The organism is Prosthecodimorpha hirschii, assembly GCF_001305515.1.
GTDB classification, from domain to species: domain Bacteria; phylum Pseudomonadota; class Alphaproteobacteria; order Rhizobiales; family Ancalomicrobiaceae; genus Prosthecodimorpha; species Prosthecodimorpha hirschii.
On the sequence record NZ_LJYW01000001.1, the window covers coordinates 6267694 to 6291356 of the forward strand.

Below are 23663 nucleotides of genomic sequence, written 5' to 3' on the forward strand. Positions count from 1 at the left end.
CGCTTCCGGCTGGTCTCACCGGTAGGCGGTCCAGACCGTCTTGAAATCCATGTATTTCTCGATCGCATGCGGGCTGCGGTCGCGGCCGAAACCGGACTGCTTGAAGCCGCCGAACGGGGTCGCGAGCGAGGATCGGTCGAAGCAGTTGACCCACACCGTGCCGGCGCGGATCGATCGGGTCAGCCGGTGCGCGGCGTTCATGTCGGCCGTCCAGACCGCCGCGGCGAGGCCGTAGATGGAATCGTTGGCGAGCCGAACCGCGTCGGCCTCGGTTTCGAACGGCGTCACGACCAGCACCGGGCCGAAGATCTCCTCCCGGGCGACGCGGGCATTCGGCGCGACATCGTCCAGGATGGTCGCCTCCATGTAGAGCCCGGCCTCCAGCCCGTCCGCGGTGGCGCGTCGGCCGCCGCAGGCGATGCGGGCGCCCTCGGCGCGGCCGGTCTCGACATAGCCGAGCACCCGCTCCAGGTGGCGGGGCTCGACCAGCGCGCCCATCTGGGCGGCCGGGTCGAGGGCATGGCCGAGCGGGATCTGCGCCTTGGCGACGGCCGCGATCTTCTCGACCAGCGCGGCCTGGACGCTGCGATGGACCAGGACGCGCGAGCCGGCATGGCAGGTCTCGCCTTGGTTATAGAAGATGCCCCAGGCGATGCCCTCGGCGGCCGCGTCGAGATCGGCGTCGGCCATGACCACATGCGGGCTCTTGCCGCCGCATTCGAGCGCCACGCGCTTCATGTTGGACTGGCCGGCATAGACCATCATCAGCTTGCCGACCTCGGTCGAGCCGGTGAAGGAGATCATGTCCACGTCCGGGTGGAGGGCCAGCGGCTGGCCGGCGCTTTCGCCGAAACCGGGCACGATGTTGAGCACGCCGTCGGGCAGGCCGGCCTCCTTGGCCAGTTGGCCGAGGCGGATGGCGGACAGCGGCGACTGCTCGGCCGGCTTCAGGACGACCGAATTGCCCGCCACCAAGGCCGGGCCGATCTTCCAGGCGGAGATGATCAGCGGATAGTTCCACGGCACGATCGCGCCGATGACGCCGAGCGGTTCCTTGCGCACGAGCGCCGTGTCGTCGGGGCCGACCGGGGCGATCTCGTCATACAGCTTGTCGGCGAATTCCGCGTAATATTGCAGGCAGTTGGCGCAGAAGGGCACGTCCACGGCGAGTGCATTGCCGATCACCTTGCCGACATCGAGCGTCTCCAGGAGGGCGAGATGATCGAGATCGGCGCGGATCCTGTCGGCGAAGGCGAGCAGGATGCGCTTCTTCTCGGCCGGCGGCAGGTTGCGCCAGCGGCCGTCCTCGAAGGCGGCGCGCGCGGCGGCGACCGCGGCATCGACATCGGCCGCGTCGCAATCGGCGACCGCGGCGATGATCCGGCCGTCGACCGGCGAGCGCTTCTCGAAGGTCCGGCCGGACCGGGCCGGGACAAGGCGGCCGTCGATGAAGGCGCGGCCTTCCGGCTTCAGGTCGGCGGCGCGGGCCTCCCAGCCGGCACGGGTCGTCGGGCGGTCGAGCATGGCATTCCTCTCCGTTCCGGCTGCAGCGCGGCGGCCGGGCCACGCGCCTGCAGGGTGCCCGCAAGTGGGCATCAGGCCTGGGTCAGCACCCGTTCGGCGAAGACGAGGAGATCGCCGTCCTCGATCCTGCGGCGGTTGGACAGGCGCATGGCGGCATTTTCCGGCCGCGCCATCTGGGCGGCGAGCGCGTCCGGCGTCACGCCGGCGAATTCGTCCGCGAGCGAGACCTTGATGCCGACCGAACGGGTCAGTCGCTCGAAGGCCTCGGGCAGGTCGCGGGCGCCGGCGAGGCCCATCGCCCGGGCGGCGGCATCGAAGCGGCCGTCGTCGTCGGCGAGGTTCCAGGCGAGCGTCGCGATCATGCCGAGCGCGACCGAGCGGCCGTGATGCAGCGGCCGCAGCGAGGCGAGTGCATGGCCGATCGTGTGGGCGACGGCGGTGCCGCCATTGTCGATCGCGATGCCGGCGAGCCAGGCCGAGCGCTGCAGGCCGTCGCGCGCGGCGAGGTCGCTGCCGTCCGCAACGGCGGCCTCCAGGTTCCGGCTCGCCAACCGGATCGCCTCATGGGCGTAGAGATTGTTGGCGGCGTTCGCGTTGCCGTTGGTGGCGGCCTCAAGCGCATGGACCAGGGCGTCGATGCCGGTCTGGGCGGTCAGATGCGCGGGCAGCGACAGCGTGGTCTCCGGATCGAGGATGATCTCGTGCGCCTTGATCGCGTCGCCCCAGAGCCAGACCTTGGCCTTGTCGGCGCGGGTCACGATCGCCGTCCGGGTCGCCTCCGAGCCGGTGCCGGAGGTGGTCGGGATGCAGATGCGGGCGAGCGTCGCGGCCGGGAAGTCGCGTTCGCACAGCTGGTAGGCGACGGCCGGGGCGGTGTCGCCGGCGATCGCGCCGACCGCCTTGCCGAGATCGAGTGCCGAGCCGCCGCCGAGCGCGACCACGGCGCGGGCTCCCGTGCGGCGCGCCATGTCGGCGGCCGCATCGACCTGGGCGGCGGTCGGATCGCCGGTGAAGTCCGAGAAGACCGTGACGCCGAGACCGGCGGCGGCGAGCGAGGCCGTGACCTCGCCGATCAGCGGCGTGGCGGCGAGGCCGGGATCGGCGACGAGCAGCACCGCCGCGCCCGGTCCGGTGCGGGCCGCCGTCAGGGCTCCGACGGCCTGACGCGCGCCGGCACCGCCGGTGACATGCGGGCTCATGGCGAGGTCCCAACGGCTCATGCGGTTCACTCCGGTTGACCGGCCAAGGTTTAGAGAAGCGCCGGGGCTTCGGGAGCGCCATTTATTCGATGCCGCGATCCAAAAATGCGATCCTGTCACGGCGACCCTTTTCGCGCGGCCCCCGACAGGGCAGTTTCCGGTCGACGGCGGCGGAATCCGCGCGGCGACAAGGCGATCCATGACCATCGAGACGGCAGTCCCCCAGGAGACCGGAGCCCCGGCCGGCGAGCGCCGCGGCCGGCGCGGACGCGAGGAGCGGACCCGGGCCGCGCCGCAGGCCGCCCGCAAGCCGCAGCCGCGCCTGCCCTTCGCCCCGGTCAGCGCCGTTTCGGCGGACGAGCTGGAGGCGATCCACCAGGCCTCGCTGACGGTGCTCGAAGAGATCGGCATGGATTTCCTCCATGTCGAGGCGCGCGCCATCCTGAAGGCGGCCGGGGCGGACGTGGATCCGGATTCCGAGCGCGTGCGCTTCGATCGCGGCCTCGTCGAGAGCGTGATCGGCCGCGCGCCGTCGAGCTTCCGGCTGCATGCCCGCAACCCCGACCGGGACATGATGCTCGGCGACGGCTATGTCGCCTTCGGGTCGGTCGCCTCGACCCCCAACGTGGCCGACCGGCAGGGCGGCCGGCGGCCGGGCAACCGGGCCGATTTCCAGAACCTGGTGCGGCTCTGCCAGGCGCTCGATGCGATCCACATCGTCGCCGGCTACCCGACCGAGCCGGCCGACCTGCATGCCTCGATCCGGCATCTCGACGCGCTCTACGACATGCTGACGCTGACCGACAAGCCGATCCACGCCTATGCGCTCGGCCGCGAGCGCATCGTCGACGGCATCGAGATGGCCCGGATCGCGCGCGGCATCCCGCGCGAGCAGCTGGAGCGCGAGCCCTCGGTCTTCACCATCATCAATTCGTCCTCGCCGCTGCGGCTCGACGCGCCGATGCTGGAAGGCGTCATCCAGATGGCGCGCGCCAACCAGGTGACGGTGCTGACGCCTTTCACGCTCGCCGGCGCCATGGCGCCGGTCACCATCGCCGGCGCGGTCGCCCAGCAGAATGCCGAGGCGCTCGCCGGCCTGGTGCTCGCCCAGACGGTCCGGCCCGGCGCGCCCTTCGTCTATGGCGGCTTCACGTCGAATGTCGACATGAAGTCCGGCGCGCCGGCATTCGGGACGCCGGAATACATGAAATCGGCCCTGCTCGGCGGCCAGCTCGCCCGGCGCTACGGTCTGCCCTACCGGTCGTCCAATGCCTGCGCGGCCAATACGCTCGATGCCCAGGCGGCCTATGAGAGCGTCTTCTCGCTGTGGGGCGCGATCATGGGCGGCGCCAACCTGCTCATGCACGGCGCCGGCTGGATGGAAGGCGGGCTGCACGCCTCGTTCGAGAAGATGGTGCTCGATGCCGACATGCTCGGCATGGTCGCCGAATTCCTCACCCCCCTGGTGGTCGATGCCGACAGCCTGGCGCTCGACGCCATGCGCGAGGTCGGGCCGGGCGGGCACTTCTTCGGCTGCGCCCATACCCAGGCGCGCTACCGCACCGCCTTCTTCGCGCCGATGATCTCCGACTGGCGCAACTACGAGACCTGGCGCGAGGCCGGCAGCCCGACCGCCTACGACACGGCCGAGCGGCTCTACCGGGACAAGCTGGCCGGCTATGCCGAACCGGCGATCGATCCGGCCGTGGCCGAGGAGCTGGCCGCCTTCGTCGCCCGCCGCAAGGCCGAGGGCGGCGCCCCGACGGATTTCTGATCATGACGACGGACGCCATCCGGATCCTGCCGACCGCCCCCGAGCATCGCGCGGCCTGGGACGACCTCTATGCCGGCTATGCCGATTTCTATCGGGTGACCCAGACGCCGGCGATGCGCGACACGGTCTGGTCCTGGCTGATGGATCCGGCCCATCAGGTCGAGGGGCTGGTGGCGGTCGACGCCGCCGGCCGGCCGGTCGGCATCGCCCATTTCCGGGCCTTCGCGCGCCCGCTCTCCGCCACCACCGGCGGCTTCCTGGACGATCTTTTCGTGTCGGAGGCGGCGCGCGGATCGGGCGCGGCGGATGCGCTGATCGGCCGGATCGCCGAGATCGGCCGCGCCCGCGGTTGGAGTGTGATCCGCTGGATCACCGCAGAGGACAATGCCCGCGCCCGCAAGGTCTACGACCGGCTGGCGATGAAGACGCGATGGGTCACCTATGACCTGGCGCTGTGACGCCGGCCAATCTCCGGGCGGCCCGTCTGGCGGTGCGGCGGGCGGCTTCCGGGGCGGGCTTTGGGGTGGCCTTTGGGGCGTCCCCCGAGGCGGTTCAGACCTCGGCGAGGATCTTCTCGCGCGCCGCCGAGGCCAGGAAGGCCGAGCGGGTCAGGCCGCGCGCCTTGGCGGCCATGTCGATCGACTGCAGCAGGCCGGCATCGAGCGAGATGTTGGCGCGAACCGAGCGCCCGGATTCCTGGATCAGCGGCACGAGGATCGCCGCATGACCCTGCGCGAGCGCCTCCAGGACGGCCGGATCCGTCCGCAACTGGTCGAGCGTGCGGGGAAGGATGACGGCACCGCCGTCGTCGGCCGCTGCGTCGACCCAAAGCCGGAGGGCGTCCTTCGCCTGTCCCACGGCGGTCTCGAAGTCTTCGGCGGCGGTCGTGCAGCCCGGGCAGTCGGGAAACCAGATGCTCCACAAGGAGCCGGGTTCCTTTTCGACGATGCCGACAAAGTGCTTCATGGGACCCTCCAGGTCACCGCGCTGGCCGACAGCTCACAGCCAGCCGGCCTGTTGTGCAATCGAACGCGCCGTGCCGGTGGCCAGTTCGCCCCGATGGCGCGGGACCACCACGACTCCCTTGCGATCCGGATGCCTGAACACGTCGTGCGGACCGTCCTGGCGCACGATGGTCCAGCCCTCTTCCGACAGGCGTTGCCGTATCCGGCGCAGGTCGCGTTCGATCGACGGCATCGCGTCGCCCCTGTGTATATATTTGCGCAAGATGTCGGGACAAGCCCCGACCGTGCGCCGACAATCCCAAGATCTGAAAATTCTACCTTGAGATGCAATCCGGAGCCAAGACCATGAGATCCTCGACCCGTGTTGTCGTCATCGGCGGTGGTGTGGTCGGCTGCTCGGTGCTCTATCACCTGACCAAGCGCGGCTGGACGGACGTGATGCTGATCGAGCGGGCGGAGCTGACCGCCGGTTCGACCTGGCACGCCGCCGGCGGCTTCCACACGCTGAACGGCGATCCGAACGTCGCCAAGCTGCAGCAATACACGGTCGAGCTCTACAAGGAGATCGAGGCGATCTCCGGCCAGTCCTGCGGGCTGCACCTGACCGGCGGCGTCATGCTGGCCGGCACGCGCGAGCGCATGGAATGGCTCAAGATGGCCCATGCCCGCGGCCGCTATCTCGGCATGCATACCGAGATCATCTCGGCCGCGGAGGCCAAGCGGCTGATGCCGCTGATCGACGAGGCTAAGTTCGTCGGTGCCATGTACGACCCGTTCGAGGGCCATCTCGACCCCTACGGCACCACCCACGCCTATGCCAAGTCGGCCAAGATCAACGGCGCCGAGATCGTGCTGCGCAACCGGGTGATCGATACCCGCCAGCGTGCCGACGGCACCTGGGACGTGATCACCGAGCAGGGCACGGTCCATGCCGAGCATGTGGTCAATGCCGGCGGCCTGTGGGCGCGCGAATGCGGGCGCATGATCGGGCTGGAACTGCCGATCCTGGCCATGGAGCACATGTATCTCCTGACCGAGGACATGCCCGAGGTCGCCGAGATCAACGCCGCGACCGGCAAGGAGGTGATCACCGCGCTCGATTTCGAGGGCGAGATCTACACCCGCCAGGAACGCGGCGGCATGCTGCTCGGCACCTACGAGAAGGCCTGCAAGCCCTGGAGCGAGAAAACCACGCCGTGGGATTTCGGGCAGAACCTGCTCGAGCCGGATCTCGACCGCATCGCGCCCTCGCTCGAGGTCGGCTTCGAGCATTTCCCTGCCTATGCCCGGGCCGGCATCCGCCGGATCATCAACGGACCCTTCACCTTCGCGCCCGACGGCAATCCGCTGGTCGGCCCGATCCGCGGCGTTCAGAACTACTGGGTCGCCTGCGGGGTGATGGCCGGGTTCAGCCAGGGCGGCGGCGTCGGTCTGGCGCTGTCGAACTGGATCGTCGACGGCGATCCGGGCTTCGACGTGTTCGGCATGGATGTCGCCCGCTATGGCGACTGGACCACGCTCGGCCACACCAATGCGAAGGTGCGCGAGAACTATTCCCGCCGCTTCCGCATCCGCTTCCCCAACGAGGAACTGCCGGCGGCGCGGCCGTTCCGCACGACGCCGGTCTATGACCGGCTCGTCGGCATGAACGCGGTCATGGGCGATCTGTGCGGCCTGGAACACGCGCTGTGGTTCGCGCCGTCGCCCGAGGAGGCGAAGGACGACTTCTCGTTCCGCCGGTCGAACGATTTCGCCCATGTCGGCGCCGAATGTAGGGCGGTGCGCGAGGCGGTCGGCCTCCTGGAGATCTCCAACTTCGCCAAATACGAGGTGACCGGGGCCGGCGCCGAAGGCTTCCTCGACCGGCTGCTGCCGAACCGCCTGCCGGCGGCCGGGCGCATGGTGCTGACGCCGATGCTCAATCCGGCCGGCCGTCTGATCGGCGACTTCACCGTCGGCCGGCTGTCCGACGAGCGCTTCGTGATCTTCGGATCGAGCCTCGCGGAGGCCTATCACATGCGCTGGTTCCTGGCCGCGGCGCCGGCCGGCGTCTCCGTCCGTTCGCTCGGCCTCGGTCTCACCGGCTTCCAGATCGCCGGGCCGAAATCGCGCGAACTGATGACGCGCATCGCCGCGCGCGACGTCTCCGCCGCAGGCTTCCGGTTCATGGATGTCGCCGAATTCGATCTCGGCACGCTGCCGGCCCTGGTCGGCCGGGTCACCTATACGGGCGATCTCGGCTACGAGCTTTGGGTCAAGCCGGAGCACCAGCGCACGCTGCTCGACCTCCTCGTCGCCAACGGCGCCGATCTCGGCCTCAGGCCGTTCGGTGCCCGGGCGCTGAATTCGCTCCGGCTGGAGAAGAGCTTCGGGTCCTGGTCGCGCGAATACCGGCCGATCTATACGCCCTGGGAGGCGCGGCTGGAGCGCTTCGTCTCGACCCAGAAGACCGGCTATATCGGCCGCGACGCGCTGCTCGCCGCCCGCGACAAGGGGCCGGAGCGGCTGCTCAACACCTTCGTGGTCGATGCGCTCGATGCCGACGTGATCGGCGACGAGCCGATCTGGCGCGACGGCACGGTGGTCGGCTGGGTCACCTCGGGCGGCTACGCCCATGCCTCGGGCGTTTCGGTGGCGCTCGGCTATGTCGAGGCCGGCGCGTCCGATCCGTCGGCGGCCTACGAGATCGAGATCATCGGCGAGCGCCGGCCGGCGCGCCTGCTGTCCGAACCGCTGTTCGATCCGAAGGGCAGCCGGATGCGCATGTGAGCTTGAGTCCGCTGCGACAATCCGCGGCATCGAGGCTGACATGTCGTTACATTCCGTAAGGACAATGTTAGCGCGGCATCACTTATCCTGAACCGGTTGAGACGGTGGCGACGTCGTCTTGCCATCCAACCGTCACTCAGGACATCCCGATGATGCTTGCTTCGCTTCGTGTCCGGCTTCCCTTCGCGCTGGTGGCCCTGGCTGTCGCAAGCGCGGCGGTCATGGGTGGGATCGGTTGGTCGGGCGCGCGCAACGCGCTCGAAGACGAGGCCTCCGAGCGGTTGGCGCAGGCCGCCACCGCCCGCGAACTGAGCCTGGCTCTGGTCGCGGAGCGGATCGACATCGACACCGCGGCGATGGTGGCGGATCGCCTGATCGGCGGCAGCCTGGTCGATCTCGACGAGAATCTGGTGCCCGGCAAGCCGGACTACGATGTCGTCCGCGCCCATTTCACGGAAGGGGCCGCGGCCGAGCGCATCGCGCGGGATGGCGCCAAGCTCGGCAAGGTCTACGGCGTCCGCCACGCCAAGATGCACGGCGCCGCGCAGCAGTTGACCCGCACCGGCGGCTACGCCGACATCCTGTTTCTGAACAAGGATGGCCGGGTGGTCTATTCGGTGACCAAGGCCGGCGAATTCGGCCTCGATGTCGCGGATCGCAGCCTGGCCGGGACCGGCCTTGCCCGCGTCTTCGCCGCGCTGAAGGCGGCTGCGGACGACAAGGCCGTGTTCGAGGATTTCTCGGCCTATGCGCCGGGCGGCGACGGGCTGCCGTCGGCCTTCATCGGCCGGGCCGTGGTCAAGAAGGCGAATGTCGCCATGGGCGAGGCCCAGGCCAATGTCCGGGCCGGCTATGTCGTCGTCCGCCTGACACCGTCGATCTTCGACCGCGTGCTGGCCGACCGGAAGGGGCTCGGCGAGACCGGGCAGACCTTCGCGGTCGGCGCCGACGGTGTGCTGCGCTCCGACGCGCCGCTGGCGGGCAAGCCCACCGCCGGCCTGCCGGCCGCGGACCTCGGACTGCCGGCGAACTTCTCTGCCGCCTCCGGGACGCTGCACTACGCGGTGGCGGGCGAACCACGTCTCGCGCGCACCGCCGAGGTCGGCCTGTTCGGGACGACCTGGACCATCGTGGCGGACAAGTCCGTCGCCGAGGCCCAGGCGGCCGCGGACTCGATCAGCCGGACCATGGGGCTGGTCGGCGCCGCCATCCTCGCCGCCACCGTCCTGATCGGCATCCTGGTCGCGCTCAGCATCACCCGGCCGATCCTGCGGCTGACCGCGGCCCTCAAGGCGATCGCCAGCGGCGATCTCGCCGCCGAGATCCAGGGCCGGTCGCGCCAGGACGAAATCGGCGAGATCGCGCGCGCCGTGGAGACCATCAAGACTTCGACCGAGCAGCAGGCGCTGGAGCGCGGCCGCGTCGCGGAGGCCGAACGCCAGATGCGCGACCGCGAGCGGCGCGAATCGACGACGCGGCTTGCCCGGGAGTTCGAGGCCCGGGTCGGCGGCGTCGCCGAATCGGTCGGGCGTGCGGCGGTCGATCTGGAGACGGCTGCCGGCGCCATGGCGACGCTGGCGCGCCGGTCGGCCGCGCAGTCGACCACGGTCGCCGATGCGTCGCAGGATGCCAGCCAGGACGTGAGCAGCGTCGCCTCGGCTTCCGAGCAGCTGTTCGGCTCGCTGCGCCGGGTCTCCGAACTGATCGCCCGGTCGGGCGCGGTCGCCGGCGAGGCCGACCGGCGTGCGGCTTCGACCAACGAGATCGTCGCCTCGCTGTCGAATACCGCGGACCGGATCGGGACCGTGGTCGACATCATCCAGGGCATTGCCGGCCAGACCAATCTGCTTGCGCTCAATGCCACCATCGAGGCGGCGCGGGCCGGCGAGGCCGGGCGCGGCTTCGCGGTCGTCGCCTCCGAGGTCAAGGCGCTTGCCGGCCAGACCTCCAAGGCGACCGAGGAGATCGCCGGCCAGATCGCGGCCATGCGGCGGGTGACCGGCGATGCCGTCGAGGCGATCGAGACCATCCGGCAGGTGGTCGGCGATATCGGCGGCGCGGTGCGCTCGGTTGCCGAGGCCGTCGAGGAACAGACCGAGGCGACGCGGGCGATCACCACCTCGGCCGGCGACGCCTCGCGCCGCACCGGCATCGTCACCTCCAATATCGGCGAGGTGCGTTCGGCGGTCGTCTCGACGGAAGGCGCCGCCGACGGCGTCGTCGCCCAGGCGCGCCGGCTCGGCGGCCAGGCCAATGACCTGCAGGACGGTCTGCGCCGCTTCCTCGCCCATCTCGACGCGGCGTGATCCGCGCGACCGGCAGGCCCCCGGCCGGCGCAGACCTCCCATCCGCGTCGACGCTTCGCCGCCGGATGTCGCCTTCTCGATAGCGAGCGGCGACGTCCGGTCGGACAGTGGATTCCGACCGGGGAGGGGCCATGCCGAGTGCTGCCGCTGCGTCTCGAAGGATCGCCTGCTCGCGCTGCGGCGCTGAGTTTGGATGCCGCAACGACGGCAGCGGGCGCTGCTGGTGCGGCCAGGAGGCGTTCCGGCTGCCCGTGCCCCTGCCGGCGGGCGTCGGCCCCTTCGACGATTGTCTGTGCCCCGACTGCATCCGGATCGTCGCGGCAGAACTGACCGCGCTCGGCCATGGGCCGCAAGCGCAGCCGGCTGATTCGCCGGGCTCCGCGGTGGACCGGGCCGGCGAGGCCTGTCGATGAGCACGGCACCGCAATCCGAAGCGAAACACAACCTGCAATCCGACGACGTCCGGTCCGGCGGCTGCCTATGCGGGGCGGTGCGCTACGAGGCGAAGGCGCCGCTGCGGGCCGTCGTCGCCTGCCATTGCGTCCAGTGCCGCAAGACCAGCGGGCACTATGCGGCGATGACCTCGGTTCCGCTCGAACGCTTCGTGCTGACGCACGACGACTGCCTGGCCTGGTTCCGCTCCTCCGAGAAGGCCGAGCGCGGTTTCTGCCGCCTTTGCGGCAGCAATCTCTTCTGGAAGCCGGCCGGGGAAGGGCGCATCTCGATCACCGCCGGAACGCTCGACGGGCCGACGGGCCTGTGCATCGAGCGGCACATCTATTGCGACTATGCCGGCGACTATTACGCCATCGCCGAAGCCGTCCCCCAGCTGCCGGAGCATTGAATGAACGCGCCCGTCCCGTCCCATACGGCATCGAAAGACCCGTTGCTCCAGCCGTTCCGCCTGAAGCACCTGACGCTTCGCAACCGCTTCATGTCGACGGCGCATGAGCCCTACTACACCGAAGACGGCATGCCGAAAGACCGCTACCGGCGCTATCACGCCGAGAAGGCGCGGGGCGGCATCGCGCTGACCATGATCGGCGGCTCCTCGGTCGTGTCCCATGACAGCCCGCAGGCCTTCGGCAACATCGTCCTCTACAAGGACGAGGTGGTGCCGTGGCTGAAGGCGCTCAGCGACGACGTGCACGAGGCCGGCGCGGCGGTGATGATCCAGATCACCCATCTCGGCCGGCGCACGGGCTGGAACAAGGACGGCTGGCTGCCGGTGGTGGCGCCGTCGCCGGTGCGCGAGCCGGCCCATCGCGCCTTTCCGAAGGCGGCCGAGGACTGGGATCTGGCCCGCATCATCGCCGACTATGCCGATGCGGCCGAGCGGGTGAAGGCGGGCGGCCTCGACGGTCTCGAATTCGAGATGTACGGGCACCTGATCGATCAGTTCTGGTCGCCGGCCACCAATACCCGCGACGACCAGTATGGCGGCAGCCTGGAGAATCGCCTGCGCTTCGGCATGGAGGTGCTGAAGGCGGTGCGCGATCGGGTCGGTCCGGATTTCATCGTCGGCACCCGGATGGTCTGCGACGAGGATTGGGACCGGGGTCTCAGCCAGGAGGAAGGGCTCGACATCGCCCGCCGGCTGGCCGGTTCCGGGCTGATCGACTTCATCAATGTGATCCGCGGCCATATCGATACCGACGAGGCGCTGTCGCACGTCATCCCCGGCATGGGCTACCGCTCGGCGCCGCATCTCGATTTCGCCGGCACGGTGCGCGAGACGACGAAATTCCCGGTCTTCCACGCGGCGCGCATCCAGGACGTGGCGACGGCCCGACACGCGGTCGCAACCGGCAAGCTCGACATGGTCGGCATGACGCGGGCCCATATCGCCGATCCGCATATCGGCCGGAAGGTCGCCGAGGGCCGCGAGAACGAGATCCGTCCCTGCGTCGGCATGGGCTACTGCATCGACCGGATCTATTTCGGCGGCGACGCGCTGTGCATCCACAATCCGGCGACCGGCCGCGAAGGCTTCATTCCGCACGAGATCACCGAGAAGGCGCCGCGGGCGCTGAAGGTGGTCGTCGTCGGGGCCGGTCCGGCCGGGCTGGAGGCGGCCTGGGTGGCGGCGGCACGCGGCCACGCCGTGACGGTGTTCGAGGCGGCGGACGCGGCCGGCGGCCAGATTCGGGTCGCGGCCGGGCTGAAGCGCCGGCGCGAGATCCAGGGCATCGTCGACTGGCGGCTGGAGCAATGCGCCCGCCACGGGGTCCAGTTCCGCTTCAACACCTACGCGGAAGTATCAGACGTCACGGCGGAATCGCCTGATGTCGTGATCGTCGCCACGGGCGGCTTGCCGAATGTCGAGTTCCTCGATTCCGGTGCCGACCTGGTGACGACGACCTGGGACATTCTGTCCGGCACGGTGAAGCCGGCCGAGACGGTCATTCTCTATGACGACAACGGCAACCATCCGGGCATGACCGCCGCCGAGGCGATCGCGGAAGCCGGCGCGAAGCTGGAGGTCGTCACGCCGGAGCGCACGCTGGCGCCGGAGGTCGGCGGCACCAACTATCCGGTCTATTTCCGCGCCTTCTCCAAGCATGGCGTGGCGACCACGCTCAATCTGCGCCTGCGCGCGGTGCGGCGCGACGGCAACGGCCTCGTCGGCGTGTTCGAGCAGGAATATGGCGGCGGGCTGGTCGAGAAGCGGGCCGACCAGATCGTGGTCGAGCACGGTACGCTGCCGCTGGAGGATCTCTATTTCGCGCTGAAGCCGCTGTCGTCGAATGGCGGTGCGGTCGACTACAAGGCCTTCGTCGCCGGGACCGCGCAGCCGGCACCGGCGGGGCAGGGCTTCCGCCTCTACCGGATCGGCGACGCGGTCGCCTCGCGCAACATCCACGCCGCCGTCTTCGACGGCATGCGCATCGCCAAGGATCTGGCCTGACCGGGAGAGCCGACCGTCACCGTGCGGCCGGTCGGCGAAAGACGGGGCCGACGGGGGCTCGGCCCCCGCGGCGTCACTCGGCCGCTTCGCAGAGCGGCCCGGACGACAGCTTCTGGGCCCGCTTGTCGGCATACATCGCGAGATCGGCCCGGCGTGCGGCCTGTTCCAGGCTTTCGCCCGGCAAGGCCGTCGCCGCGCCGATGGCGAAGCTGAGCGGCTGGCCGGGATAGAACTGGTTGTTCAACTGGACCAGGTTGCGGACCTGCTTGATGATCTCACCGGTTCCGCGCTCGTCGGTGAACGGCAGCAGCAGCGCGAACTCGTCGCCGCCGATGCGGGCGGCGCTGGCGGGCGCCTCGGTGACCTTGTTGAGCACCTCGCCGGCGCGCCGTAAGAGGCTGTCGCCGGCCGCATGGCCGAAGCTGTCGTTGGCGGTCTTCAGGCCGTTGAGGTCGGCGATGACGATCGAGACCGGGAACAGCTTCTTGCGTTCGAGCCGCTTCATCTCTTCCGAATAGTGGGCCCGGTTGAGAAGCTGCGTCAGCACGTCGTGGCGGCCGAGATATTCGAGATAGGCCTCGGCCTTCTTGCGCGCGGTGATGTCGGTCAGCGCGATCTGGACCAGCGACCAGTCCCGCTCGTGGCCGGGCAGCACGGAGAACTGCAGCAGGAGATGCAGCTCGTCGCCTTCGATCGTGTAGTTGACGACCTCCCGCGTGTGGAACAGGTGCCCGTCCCAGAGCTGGATCAGCTGCTCGCGGAAGTCCCGCACCATGGCGTCGCGGAAGATGTCGGGCAGATGGCGCAAGAGGGTCGCGCGATCCGGAGCGCCGAACATGTCGAGCGTGCGCTTGTTGACATCGATGACGCGGATTTCCGAGGCGCACTGGTTGACGAATTCCGGATGGACATCGGTGAAGACGCGGAAATCGGCGATGCCGCGCTGGCGCAGCCCGTCGAGCAGCTGCTTGATCCGGCTGAAATCCTCGACCCACAGCGAGACCGGGGAATGCTCGAACAGCCCCTGCGCATAGGCCTCGCTGGCGGCCTGCCGCTTGCGCGCATACTCGCGCTCGGAAATGTCCTCGATGGCGACCAGGACGCGGTCCCAGGTCGCCTCGTGCCCGGGCAGGATGGTGCCCTGGAGATGGACGTCGAGCCGGCGGCCGTCGAGCCGGTAGTTCACGGTGTCGCCGCCGAAGCGGGTCGCGCCGGACCAGAGCTGGACCAGTTCGTCGATATGGGTCGACAACATCTCGTCGCGAAAGACGACCGGCAGATTGCGAACCAGATCGTCGCGGTCCGCGGCACCGAACAGGTCGAGCGTGCGGCGGTTGACCTCGACGATGCGGATCTCGGCCGAACAGGCCTGCACCCGCGCCCGATCCTCGCCGAGATAGGCGCGCAGGTCGGAAATTCCGGCCGCGCGCCAGGCATCGAACAGCCGCCTGAGACCGCTATAGTCTTCGAGCCACAGCGAAACCGGCGCAAGCTCGAACATCGTGACGTGATCGTAGACCGCCGTCGTCCTGCTCTCCTGCAGCTTGTCCATGCATTTCGTCCCTGTGAATCGCCGGCAAGGTTACGGCCGCCCGGCTAACGAACCGTTGATGGCGGCGTGGAATTTGTGTTCCCGAGCGTAGTGCCAGCGTGAATCAGAGAGTATTCAGGCTACGCCGAGTGGAAGCCTGTCACAATAAAATAAAAGAAACGCATTGAGGTATTTCGGTGGCAATAATGTCGAATGTCAGGCGGGATGTGAAAAGACGAAACGAGGCCTAGTGGTCAAAATCTGACATTTGCGTTCCGCAAATGTCAGATTGAATTGACCACGTCGTCAAAGAGTTAGTGGTTTGGATTCACGAGACGGATGGGTACCATCCGTCTCGATCAAACCACTAGATCGTGGCGCGTGCTCGCAGATCGAAAGGCCGGATACGGTAGCGGCGATGAAAAGCGGGCGGCGGGGCGGGCGGCTGCATTGCGGCCGTCCGCCCCGCGGCGATCATTCTGCCGCCAAGGGCAGGGCGGACAACTTCGCTTCGGCCTTGCGGCGCTCGGCTGCCGTCAGGGCGACGATGGTCGCCGACGGACCGTGGTCGCCCGCCGCGTGCCCGCCGCCCCCATGACCGCCCTGGGCGTGGCCGCCCGGAGCATGAGCGTGGGCGGCGTGGCCGCCCGGGGCATGAGGGTTAGCGGCGTGTCCGCCCGGGACCGCGACGGCCACGTCGCTCGGGTGCCCCGGCACGGCCGCCGCGTCGTCCTCGTCCGGGCTGTTCGGGCGCAGGATCCAGGCGAAGGCCTTGCCGGTCCAGCGGCCGACATCGTCCATGATCGTGTAGAAGCTCGGGATGAACAGCAGCGACAGGACCGTGGAGACGATCAGGCCGCCGATCACCGCGATCGCCATCGGGGCGCGGAACTCGCCGCCTTCGCCGGCCGCATAGGCCGCCGGCATCATGCCGGCCACCATGGCGATGGTGGTCATGACGATCGGGCGCGCCCGCTTGCGGCCGGCATCGACGATCGCCTCGCGCTGCGGCATGCCGTGCTTCTCCTGCTCGACCGCGAAATCGACCAGCATGATCGCGTTCTTGGTCACGATGCCCATCAGCATCAGGATGCCGATGACCACCGGCATGGAGACCGGGTTCTGCGTCGCCTGCAGGGCGAGCACCACGCCGGCGACCGAGAGCGGCAGGGAGGCCAGGATGGTGATCGGCAGGAAGACGTTGCCGAGCAGCAGGATCAGCACCACGAAGACCATCATGATGCCGGCGCCCATCGCATAGGCGAAACCGGCGAAGACCTCGTCCTGGATTTCCGTGTCGCCGGTCGGTTGGATGCGCACCCCGACCGGGAGATTCTTGGCTTCCGGCAGCGCCATCATGGCCTCGAGGCCTTCACCGGTGGCGTGGCCCGCCGTCATGGCGGCACCGACGGTCACCCGCCGTTCGCGATCGTAGCGCTGGATCGAGGACGGACCCTGACCGAAGCCGATCTCGGCGACGCTCGACAGCGGCACCGACTTTCCCGACCCCGTCGGCACCCGCAGGGCGGACAGGGTGGAGAGATCCGCCCGCGCGTCGGTCTCGACCTGGACGCGGATCGGAATCTGGCGCAGGCCCAGATTGAGCTTGGCGAGGTTCGGGCCGTTGTCGCCAATCGTGGCGATGCGGATCGTCTCCGAGATCGATTCCGGCGTGATGCCGAGATCGGCGGCCAGATCGAACCGCGGCACGATCCGGATCTCCGGCCGATCCAGCGCCGCGTTGGCGGTCGGATAGGCGTAGATCGGGTTCTTCAGCATGGCGCTCTGCAGGGCCAGCGCCGCATCGTTGACGGCCTTGCCGTCCGCACCGAGCAGGCCGACGGTCAGCTCGCGCTCGCCGCGGTCGTTGACGAAGTAGAAGCGCAGGTCCGGGATGCCGGCGAGCGTCTCGCCGACGACGCTTTCCAGCGTCTTCTGCGAGCGCTTGCGCTCTGACTTGCGCACGAGATTGACGGTCAGCTTGGCCCGGCGCAGTTCGAGCGTGCCGGTCGGCGAGGTGCCGCCGAGCACGAACACGTCCTTGACCTCGGGGATCTTCTTCAGGTCCCGCATGGCCGCATCGGTCACCCGCGCGGTGTCGTCGAGCGACGACCCCGGCGGCAGTTCGATCGAAGCCACCAGACGCGACAGGTCTTCCGGCGGGATGAAGCCCTGCGGCAGGGTCGAGGCCGACATGATCGAGCCGATCGCGAAGGCGATGCCGGCCATCAGGGTCAGCCAACGGAAGCGCAGCGTGGCCCGCAGCACGGCCGTGTAGGCGCGCATGATCCAGCCGTCATGGGCCTCCTCATGCCCGTGGCTGCGGAACAGATAGGCGGCCATCATCGGCGTGATCAGGCGCGCGACCAGCAGCGAGAAGAACACCGCGACCGCGACCGTCAGGCCGAACTGCTTGAAATACTGGCCGGCGATGCCGCCCATGAAGCTGACCGGCGCGAACACCGCGATGATCGTCATCGTGATGGCGATGACCGCGAGGCCGATCTCGTCGGCCGCCTCCATGGCCGCGCGGTAGGGCGACTTGCCCATCCGCATGTGCCGGACGATGTTCTCGATCTCGACGATCGCGTCGTCGACCAGGATGCCGGTCACCAGGGTGATGGCGAGCAGGCTGACCAGGTTGAGCGAGAAGCCCATCATGCTCATCGCCCAGAAGGTCGGCACGGCGGCGAGCGGCATGGCGATCGCGGCCACGATGGTAGCCCGGATGTCGCGCAGGAAGATGAACACCACGAGCACCGCCAGACCCGCCCCCTCCAGGAGCGAGTGCATGGCCGACTCGTAGTTGCCGTAGGTCGAGAAGACGCCGTCGTCGATCTTGGTGAAGACGACGTTCGGGTGGAGCTTGCCGAGTTCGGCCACCTTGGCGGCGGTGATGTCGTTGACGGTCGTGTCGGAGGCGCCCTTGGCGCGATAGATCGAGAAGGACACGACCGGGCGGCCGTCGAGGCGGGCGAAGCTCTTCGGCTCCTCCCAGCTGTCGGTCACCGTGCCGAGATCGGCGAGGCGCACCTGACGGCCGCCGGGCAGGAAGATCTTGGTATCGGCGAGACCCGTCACCGTCTCGGCGGCGGCGAGGGTGCGGATCGCCTGCTGCTGGGAGCCGATCTCGGACTTGCCGCCCGAAACGTCGACCGTCGTGGCGCGGAGCTGCGCGTTGACCTGGCCGGCCGTGATGCCGAGAGCCATCAGGCGGTCCGGGTCGAGCGCGACCCGGATCTCGCGCGTCACGCCGCCGATCCGCTCGACGCGGCCGACGCCCCTCAAGCCCTGGATCTGGCGCACGACGACATCGTCGACGAACCAGCTCAGCTCTTCCGGCGTCATGCCGGGCGACGCCGCGCCATAGGTGACGATCGACTGGTTCTCGACCTCGACGCGCTGGATGATCGGCTCGTCGACGGTCCGCGGCAGATCGGCGCGGATCTTGGCGATCGCATCCTTCACGTCGTTGAGGGCGCGATCGGAATTGATCTCCAGGCGAAATTCGATCGCGGTCAGCGACTGGCCGTCCGTGATGTCCGACTGGATATGCTTGACGCCGGTCACGCCGGAGACCGCGTCCTCGATCTTCTTGGTGACCTGCGCCTCCAGCTCGGCCGGTGCCGAGCCGCGATCGGTCACCGTGACCGAGACCACGGGCACGTCGATATTCGGGAACTTGGTGATCGGCATGTTCATGAAGCTCAGCCAACCGAGCACCATGAGCACGACGAAAAGCAGCACCGGGGGGACCGGGTTGCGGATCGACCAGGCCGAGAAATTCATATTCATCCGCCGATCTCCTCGGCCTTGGCGACGACCGGCGTCACCTGATCACCATGGCGTACGAAGGTGCCGGCCTTGACCACCACCTGTTCGCCGGCCTCGATCCCGGAGAGGATCAGGACGCGGCCATCGCCCGAAAGCCCGACCTCAACCTTGCGCGTCTCGATGCGGCCGTCCTTGACCGCCTGCACCGTGGCGTGGCCGCGCTCGGTCATCACGGCCGAACGGGGCACGGAAACGCCCGAGCGTCGCGCCGTCTCGATCGTGCCGCGCGCGAAGGATCCGGAACGGACGGCTGCGTCCGCCGGCAGCGCGACGCGCACGCGGCCGAGCCGGGTGGTCGTATCGATCTGCGGCGACAGCAGCCGGATCTCGCCCCGGATCGGTGCGTTGAACCCGGCCGGCGTGACGTCGACCGGCTGGCCGAGCCTCAGCTTGCTGATCTGGCCTTCCGGAACGTCGGCCTCGAGTTCGATCTTGCCGTCCCGGGCGATGCGGAACAGCGGTTCGCCGGAACCGCCCGCGACCGCGCCGATGCGCGCGCTGCGGGCCAGCACGATGCCGGCGGTCGGCGCCTTGATCTCGGTCTTGCCGAGCCGGAGCTCGATCTCGCGACCGGCGGCGACCAGCACCGCGCGGTCGGCATGGGCGACGTCGAGCGCGGCGCGTGCCGCCTCGAGCCGCGCTGCGGCACCGCGCGCCGCGGAGGTGCGCTGCTCGAACACCTCCTGGCTGATGATGCCGCGCTCGCGCAGCGGCTTGGCCCGTTCGAGCGCCGCCGACGCCTCGACCTCCGCCGCTTCGGCATTGGCGATATTGCTGCGCGCCTGGGCGATGGCCGCATCGGCGCGGGCGATATTCGAAGCGTTTTGGGCGAGCTGGGTGCGGATCGTGTCGTCGGCGAGGCGCGCCACCACCTGGCCGGCGGCCACGCGGTCGGCCACGTCGGCGCCGAGATCCAGGATGCGCAGGCCGTCGATATCGACGCCGACCACGACCTCCTCGCGCGGCAGCAGCGATCCGGCCACCATCACGGTCTCGACCACCTCACGGGTCTCGGCGGGCACGACGGCGATGGCCGGCGGCTTCACGGTCGCGACCGGCGCGGAGCCCGGCGTCGCCGTGTTGGCCTCGGCCGCATTCGTCCGGCCACCGCCGATCGGCAGCGCCGTTCCGGTCCATACGGCACCGGCCAAGACCGCCGTGGCGCCCAAATGAAAAATCGTCCTTGTCGCGGTCATCAGCCGTGCCTCATCGGAATCCGTCCAGTATTCGTCTTGTCTTGCAATGCGGATCAGTCCGCCGGTGCGCCGGCGCCCGTCTCGTCGGGCTTGAGCCCGATATCGTCGGGCCGGAGCCCGGTATCGTCGGGCCGGAGCAGCGTCACCACGACTTCCCGCAAAAGCGGCTCGATCCGTTCCGGCGACAGCGCGCCGTCAAACGCCATGCGCATGACGACGCCGTCCATCATGCCGCACATGAAGCTCAGCACCGCTTCGAGATCGTGGGTCGGTGCGATCCGCCCCTCCGCCATCTGCTGTTCCATGAAGGTCCGGATGCCGTTCCGAACCTCGTTCTCGTTGGAGAGAAACTTCTCGCCGAGCGCGGAATTGCGGAAGCTCTCCGCATAGACCTCGGTCATCAGCGCGACCGAGCCCAGTTCGCTCATCTCGCGCACGAACACCATCGCGATCGACACCAGCCGGTCGGTCAGCGGACCGGGGCCGGAGAGTTCGCCGAGCAGCCGCACGTTGCGCAGCCGCTGCTCCTCGACGATGGCGTCGATCATCTCGTCCTTGGAGCGGAAATAGCGATAGAGCCCGCCCGGGCTCATCTGGGCCGCCGAGCAGATCTCCTGCATGGAGGCGCCGTGAAAGCCGGAGCGCGCGAAACAGGCGCGCGCCGCCGCCAGGATCTGGCGCCGGCGCTGGTCGTGCGGCGTCTCGGCCTGACCCGCCGTGCAGCCGCCGAGCGCATGGCGCAGCGCCTCCGCGGCGGCCGCCAGGGATCGGGTCAGTTTTGGAGAGCGAACGTTCATTCGCACGTTCTCGACCCGAACAATTCAACTGTCAAGCTCCTCCCGGGAGGGAAGCGCAGTCCCCCGACAATCCATGTCAGGATCCTCGATCCGTCCGACCGCGAGGCGTACGGACGACCGAAGGCGGGCGACACCCGACCGGTCGCCCGGGCGCGCTTCGGGGTGCTTTCGTGTGCCATACTGCCATTCGATACCGGACGGCCGCCGAACCGGCAGGCCCCGGGCTTGCGAACCGGCCGCGTCGGCACCATCCTTGTCCGGCGAGGACGACCTCGCGGCACGCATGCCGACATCGCTTCAAGGGGACGACCCCGAAAAATTCGAGGGGATCGATCCCGTGGCCTATGTCTATCTGCTCGTCGCCGGCCTGCTGGAGACCGTCTGGTCGGTCGGACTGAAATATACCGAAGGCTTCACGCGGCTCTGGCCGACGCTCGGCACGCTCATCGCGATGGCGGCGAGCCTCGGCCTGCTCGGGCTGGCGCTGAAGGACCTGCCGGTCGGCTCGGCCTATGCGATCTGGACCGGCATCGGCACGATCGGCACCGCCATCCTCGGCATGATCCTGTTCCAGGAGCCGGCCACGGTGGCCCGGATCGTCTCGATCCTGCTGATCGTCGCCGGCATCGCCGGGCTCAAGATAGCCGGATAGGGCCGCGCGCGGCGCGATCGGCAACGGCAGGGCCGGGAATCGCCGATCCGCGCTGGCTTTCCGCCCGCCGATCCTGTATCGAAACCGCCGAACCCCTCCTGCCGGATCACCTGACGCCGCCCGAACCGAACGGGCCCGGCGCCCGGCCGGGTCTTTTCCGTTTGATGATCGAGCCCGCCATGGCCTTTTCCCGTGCCCATCCCGCTCTCGGCAATGCCCTCGTCGCCCGCTCCTATGCGGTGCCGACGCCGGTGCAGGCCGCCGTCCTGCAGCCCGAAAGCGAGGGGCGCGACCTGATCGTCTCGGCCCAGACCGGATCGGGCAAGACCGTCGCCTACGGACTGGCGCTGGCGCCGACCCTGCTCGGCACGGCGCAAACCTTCCCGCAGGCCGGGGCGCCGCTGGCGCTCGTCATCGCGCCGACCCGCGAACTGGCCCTGCAGGTCTGCCGCGAGTTCGAGTGGCTCTACGCCGACACCGGCGCGCGCATCGTCTCGATGGTCGGCGGCATGGACATCCGCCGCGAGCGCCGGGCGCTCGACGCCGGCTGCCATATCGTGGTCGGCACCCCGGGCCGCCTGCGCGATCATCTCGAGAAGGGCAGCTTCGATCCGTCTTCGCTCGCCGCCGTCGTGCTCGACGAGGCCGACGAGATGCTCGACCTCGGCTTCCGCGAGGATCTGGAATTCATCCTGGAATCCGCGCCGGCCACCCGGCGGACGCTGCTCTTCTCGGCGACCATCCCGCGGCCGATCGTGGCGCTCGCCAAGGCCTACCAGCGCGATGCCCTGCGCCTCGACGTGGCCTCCGACGCGACCTCGCATGCCGACATCGAGTATCGCGCCATCCGACTGGCGCCGAACGACATCGAACGGGCCGTGGTCAACCTACTGCGCTTCTACGAGGCGCCGGCCGCGATGGTGTTCTGCTCGACCCGCGAGGCGGTGCGCCATCTCTACGGCGCGCTGCAGGAACGCGGCTTCGCCGCCGTGGCGCTCTCGGGCGAACTCAGCCAGCATGACCGCACCACCGCCCTTCAGGCGATCCGCGACGGCCGGGCGCGCATCTGCGTGGCGACCGACGTGGCCGCGCGCGGCATCGACGTGCCGGACCTCGCGCTCGTCATCCATGCCGACCTGCCCAACGACGCCGAGACGCTGCTGCATCGCTCGGGGCGCACCGGCCGCGCCGGCCGCAAGGGCGTCTGCGTCCTGCTGGCGCCCTATACGCGCCGGCGCAAGGCCGAGATGCTGATCCACAATGCCCGCATCGAGGTCGAGTGGTCGAGCCCGCCGACGGCGGAGCAGATCCGGGCGCTCGATCAGGAACGCATGCTGGCCGACCCGGTCATCGCCGAGAACCAGAGCGAGGAGGACCTCGCGCTCGGTCGCGCCCTGCTCGCCGGCCGGCCGGCCGAGGAGCTTGCCGCCGCCCTGGTGCGGCTCTACCGGGCCCGCCTGCCGGAACCGGAAGAGATGTTCGAGGCCGGTTCCGCCCCGCAGCGCGAGCGGCCCGCCCGGCGCGGCGAGGGTCCCGCCGGCGGCGACCAGCACGGCGCCCCGCCGGCACGGCTCGGCCCCGACGAGGTCGTCTGGTTCCGCATGAGCGTCGGTCGCAACCGCAATGCCGACCCGCGCTGGCTGATCCCGCTGATCTGCCGGCTCGGCCACATCACCAAGAAGGATATCGGCGCGATCCGCATCTTCGACCGGGATACCCGGTTCGAGATTGCGCGCGAGGCGGCGCCGAAATTCGCCGCCGCCGTGCGCAAGGCCGATGACGAGGAAGTCCGCATCGAGCCGGCGACCGAAGAGACCGCCCGCCCGCGTGCCGGGCGCCCCGATCGTCCGGAGCGGGCCCCGCGCAAGCCGCCGCGCGCCGGAGCCGGCGGGCCTGCCGAGGCCGGCGACCGCCCGCCGCGCGAGGCCTTTGGCGAGGCCAGGGGCGAGGCCCGGGGCGAAGGACGGGGCGAGGTCCGCGGCGAAGGCCGTCCGCCGCGCCGGCGCATGGCCGGCCCGGGCGAGGGCAAGTCGCCCTTCGCGCCGCGTCCCGACCGGCCCGATCCGGCCGGCGGCCCCAAGCGCCCCGGCAAGCGCGAACGCGTCCGCGCCGCGCGCCGCTCGACCAACCAATCGGACGACTGAACGAAAGAAGCCCGCCGGTCGGACCCGCGGGCTTCTTCATGGACGGGGTTGGGCGATCGCGCCG

Annotated in this window: 17 protein-coding genes; 9 read left to right on the forward strand and 8 right to left on the reverse strand. The window is 69.4% G+C overall.

What is annotated here, in order from left to right; all coding sequences use genetic code 11:
- Window positions 1-15: 15 nt before the first annotated feature.
- Both ABB55_RS27520 and ABB55_RS27525 read right to left on the reverse strand, forming a co-directional pair.
- Window positions 16-1524 (reverse strand): aldehyde dehydrogenase, encoded by a 1509-nt coding sequence (locus ABB55_RS27520; protein WP_054361690.1) that lies wholly within the window; start codon window positions 1522-1524, stop codon window positions 16-18.
- 71 nt (window positions 1525-1595) lie between these two features.
- The gene (locus ABB55_RS27525; RefSeq protein ID WP_054361691.1) at window positions 1596-2744 is read right to left on the reverse strand and encodes an iron-containing alcohol dehydrogenase; all 1149 of its coding nucleotides are present in this window, start codon (window positions 2742-2744) and stop codon (window positions 1596-1598) included.
- A gap of 178 nt (window positions 2745-2922) precedes the next feature.
- Between ABB55_RS27525 and ABB55_RS27530 the strand changes: the two genes are divergently transcribed.
- Both ABB55_RS27530 and ABB55_RS27535 read left to right on the forward strand, forming a co-directional pair.
- Entirely contained in the window at window positions 2923-4497 is a 1575-nt protein-coding gene (locus ABB55_RS27530) for a trimethylamine methyltransferase family protein (RefSeq protein WP_054361692.1), read from the forward strand.
- Window positions 4498-4499: 2 nt separating this feature from the next.
- Window positions 4500-4955 (forward strand): GNAT family N-acetyltransferase, encoded by a 456-nt coding sequence (locus tag ABB55_RS27535; RefSeq protein WP_054361693.1) that lies wholly within the window; start codon window positions 4500-4502, stop codon window positions 4953-4955.
- 94 nt (window positions 4956-5049) lie between these two features.
- Here the strand turns inward: ABB55_RS27535 and ABB55_RS27540 are convergent, their stop codons facing one another.
- Window positions 5050-5463, reverse strand: a complete 414-nt coding sequence (locus tag ABB55_RS27540; protein WP_054361694.1) for a type II toxin-antitoxin system HicB family antitoxin — start codon at window positions 5461-5463, stop codon at window positions 5050-5052.
- 33 nt (window positions 5464-5496) lie between these two features.
- Window positions 5497-5694: a type II toxin-antitoxin system HicA family toxin gene (locus ABB55_RS27545; RefSeq protein WP_054361695.1), complete on the reverse strand. Its 198-nt coding sequence runs from the start codon at window positions 5692-5694 to the stop codon at window positions 5497-5499.
- A gap of 113 nt (window positions 5695-5807) precedes the next feature.
- On the opposite strand from ABB55_RS27545, the gene ABB55_RS27550 reads away from it, so the two are divergent.
- From ABB55_RS27550 to ABB55_RS27565, 5 genes are all read left to right on the forward strand, one after another.
- Entirely contained in the window at window positions 5808-8231 is a 2424-nt protein-coding gene (locus ABB55_RS27550; RefSeq protein ID WP_054362335.1) for a GcvT family protein, read from the forward strand.
- Window positions 8232-8380: 149 nt separating this feature from the next.
- The gene (locus ABB55_RS27555; protein WP_054361696.1) at window positions 8381-10537 is read left to right on the forward strand and encodes a methyl-accepting chemotaxis protein; all 2157 of its coding nucleotides are present in this window, start codon (window positions 8381-8383) and stop codon (window positions 10535-10537) included.
- A 131-nt stretch (window positions 10538-10668) separates the two neighbouring features.
- Window positions 10669-10950, forward strand: coding sequence for a cysteine-rich CWC family protein (locus ABB55_RS29345; protein WP_083464007.1), 282 nt, complete (start codon window positions 10669-10671; stop codon window positions 10948-10950).
- Complete coding sequence (locus ABB55_RS27560; RefSeq protein WP_054361697.1) at window positions 10947-11381, forward strand: GFA family protein; 435 nt, start codon at window positions 10947-10949, stop codon at window positions 11379-11381. The genes ABB55_RS29345 and ABB55_RS27560 overlap by 4 nt, the downstream gene beginning before the upstream one ends.
- Window positions 11382-13445: an oxidoreductase gene (locus tag ABB55_RS27565; RefSeq protein ID WP_054361698.1), complete on the forward strand. Its 2064-nt coding sequence runs from the start codon at window positions 11382-11384 to the stop codon at window positions 13443-13445.
- Between the two features lie 73 nt (window positions 13446-13518).
- Here the strand turns inward: ABB55_RS27565 and ABB55_RS27570 are convergent, their stop codons facing one another.
- The 4 genes from ABB55_RS27570 to ABB55_RS27585 all read right to left on the reverse strand — a co-directional run bounded on the left by ABB55_RS27570 (window position 13519) and on the right by ABB55_RS27585 (window position 20803).
- Window positions 13519-14997 carry a sensor domain-containing diguanylate cyclase gene (locus tag ABB55_RS27570; RefSeq protein ID WP_054361699.1) on the reverse strand — a complete coding sequence of 493 codons (1479 nt, stop codon included), beginning with the start codon at window positions 14995-14997 and terminating at the stop codon, window positions 13519-13521.
- A 453-nt stretch (window positions 14998-15450) separates the two neighbouring features.
- On the reverse strand, window positions 15451-18771 hold the full coding sequence (locus ABB55_RS27575) for an efflux RND transporter permease subunit (protein ID WP_083464008.1): 3321 nt from the start codon (window positions 18769-18771) through the stop codon (window positions 15451-15453).
- Entirely contained in the window at window positions 18768-19979 is a 1212-nt protein-coding gene (locus ABB55_RS27580; RefSeq protein ID WP_244472136.1) for an efflux RND transporter periplasmic adaptor subunit, read from the reverse strand. The genes ABB55_RS27575 and ABB55_RS27580 overlap by 4 nt, the downstream gene beginning before the upstream one ends.
- A gap of 80 nt (window positions 19980-20059) precedes the next feature.
- A complete protein-coding gene (locus ABB55_RS27585) occupies window positions 20060-20803 on the reverse strand; it encodes a TetR/AcrR family transcriptional regulator (RefSeq protein ID WP_054361700.1) in 744 nt (247 codons plus the stop codon).
- Window positions 20804-21140: 337 nt separating this feature from the next.
- Between ABB55_RS27585 and sugE the strand changes: the two genes are divergently transcribed.
- Both sugE and ABB55_RS27595 read left to right on the forward strand, forming a co-directional pair.
- On the forward strand, window positions 21141-21455 hold the full coding sequence (sugE, locus tag ABB55_RS27590) for a quaternary ammonium compound efflux SMR transporter SugE (RefSeq protein ID WP_054362337.1): 315 nt from the start codon (window positions 21141-21143) through the stop codon (window positions 21453-21455).
- A gap of 179 nt (window positions 21456-21634) precedes the next feature.
- Window positions 21635-23599, forward strand: a complete 1965-nt coding sequence (locus ABB55_RS27595) for a DEAD/DEAH box helicase (RefSeq protein WP_152982220.1) — start codon at window positions 21635-21637, stop codon at window positions 23597-23599.
- The last annotated feature ends 64 nt before the right edge of the window (window positions 23600-23663 follow it).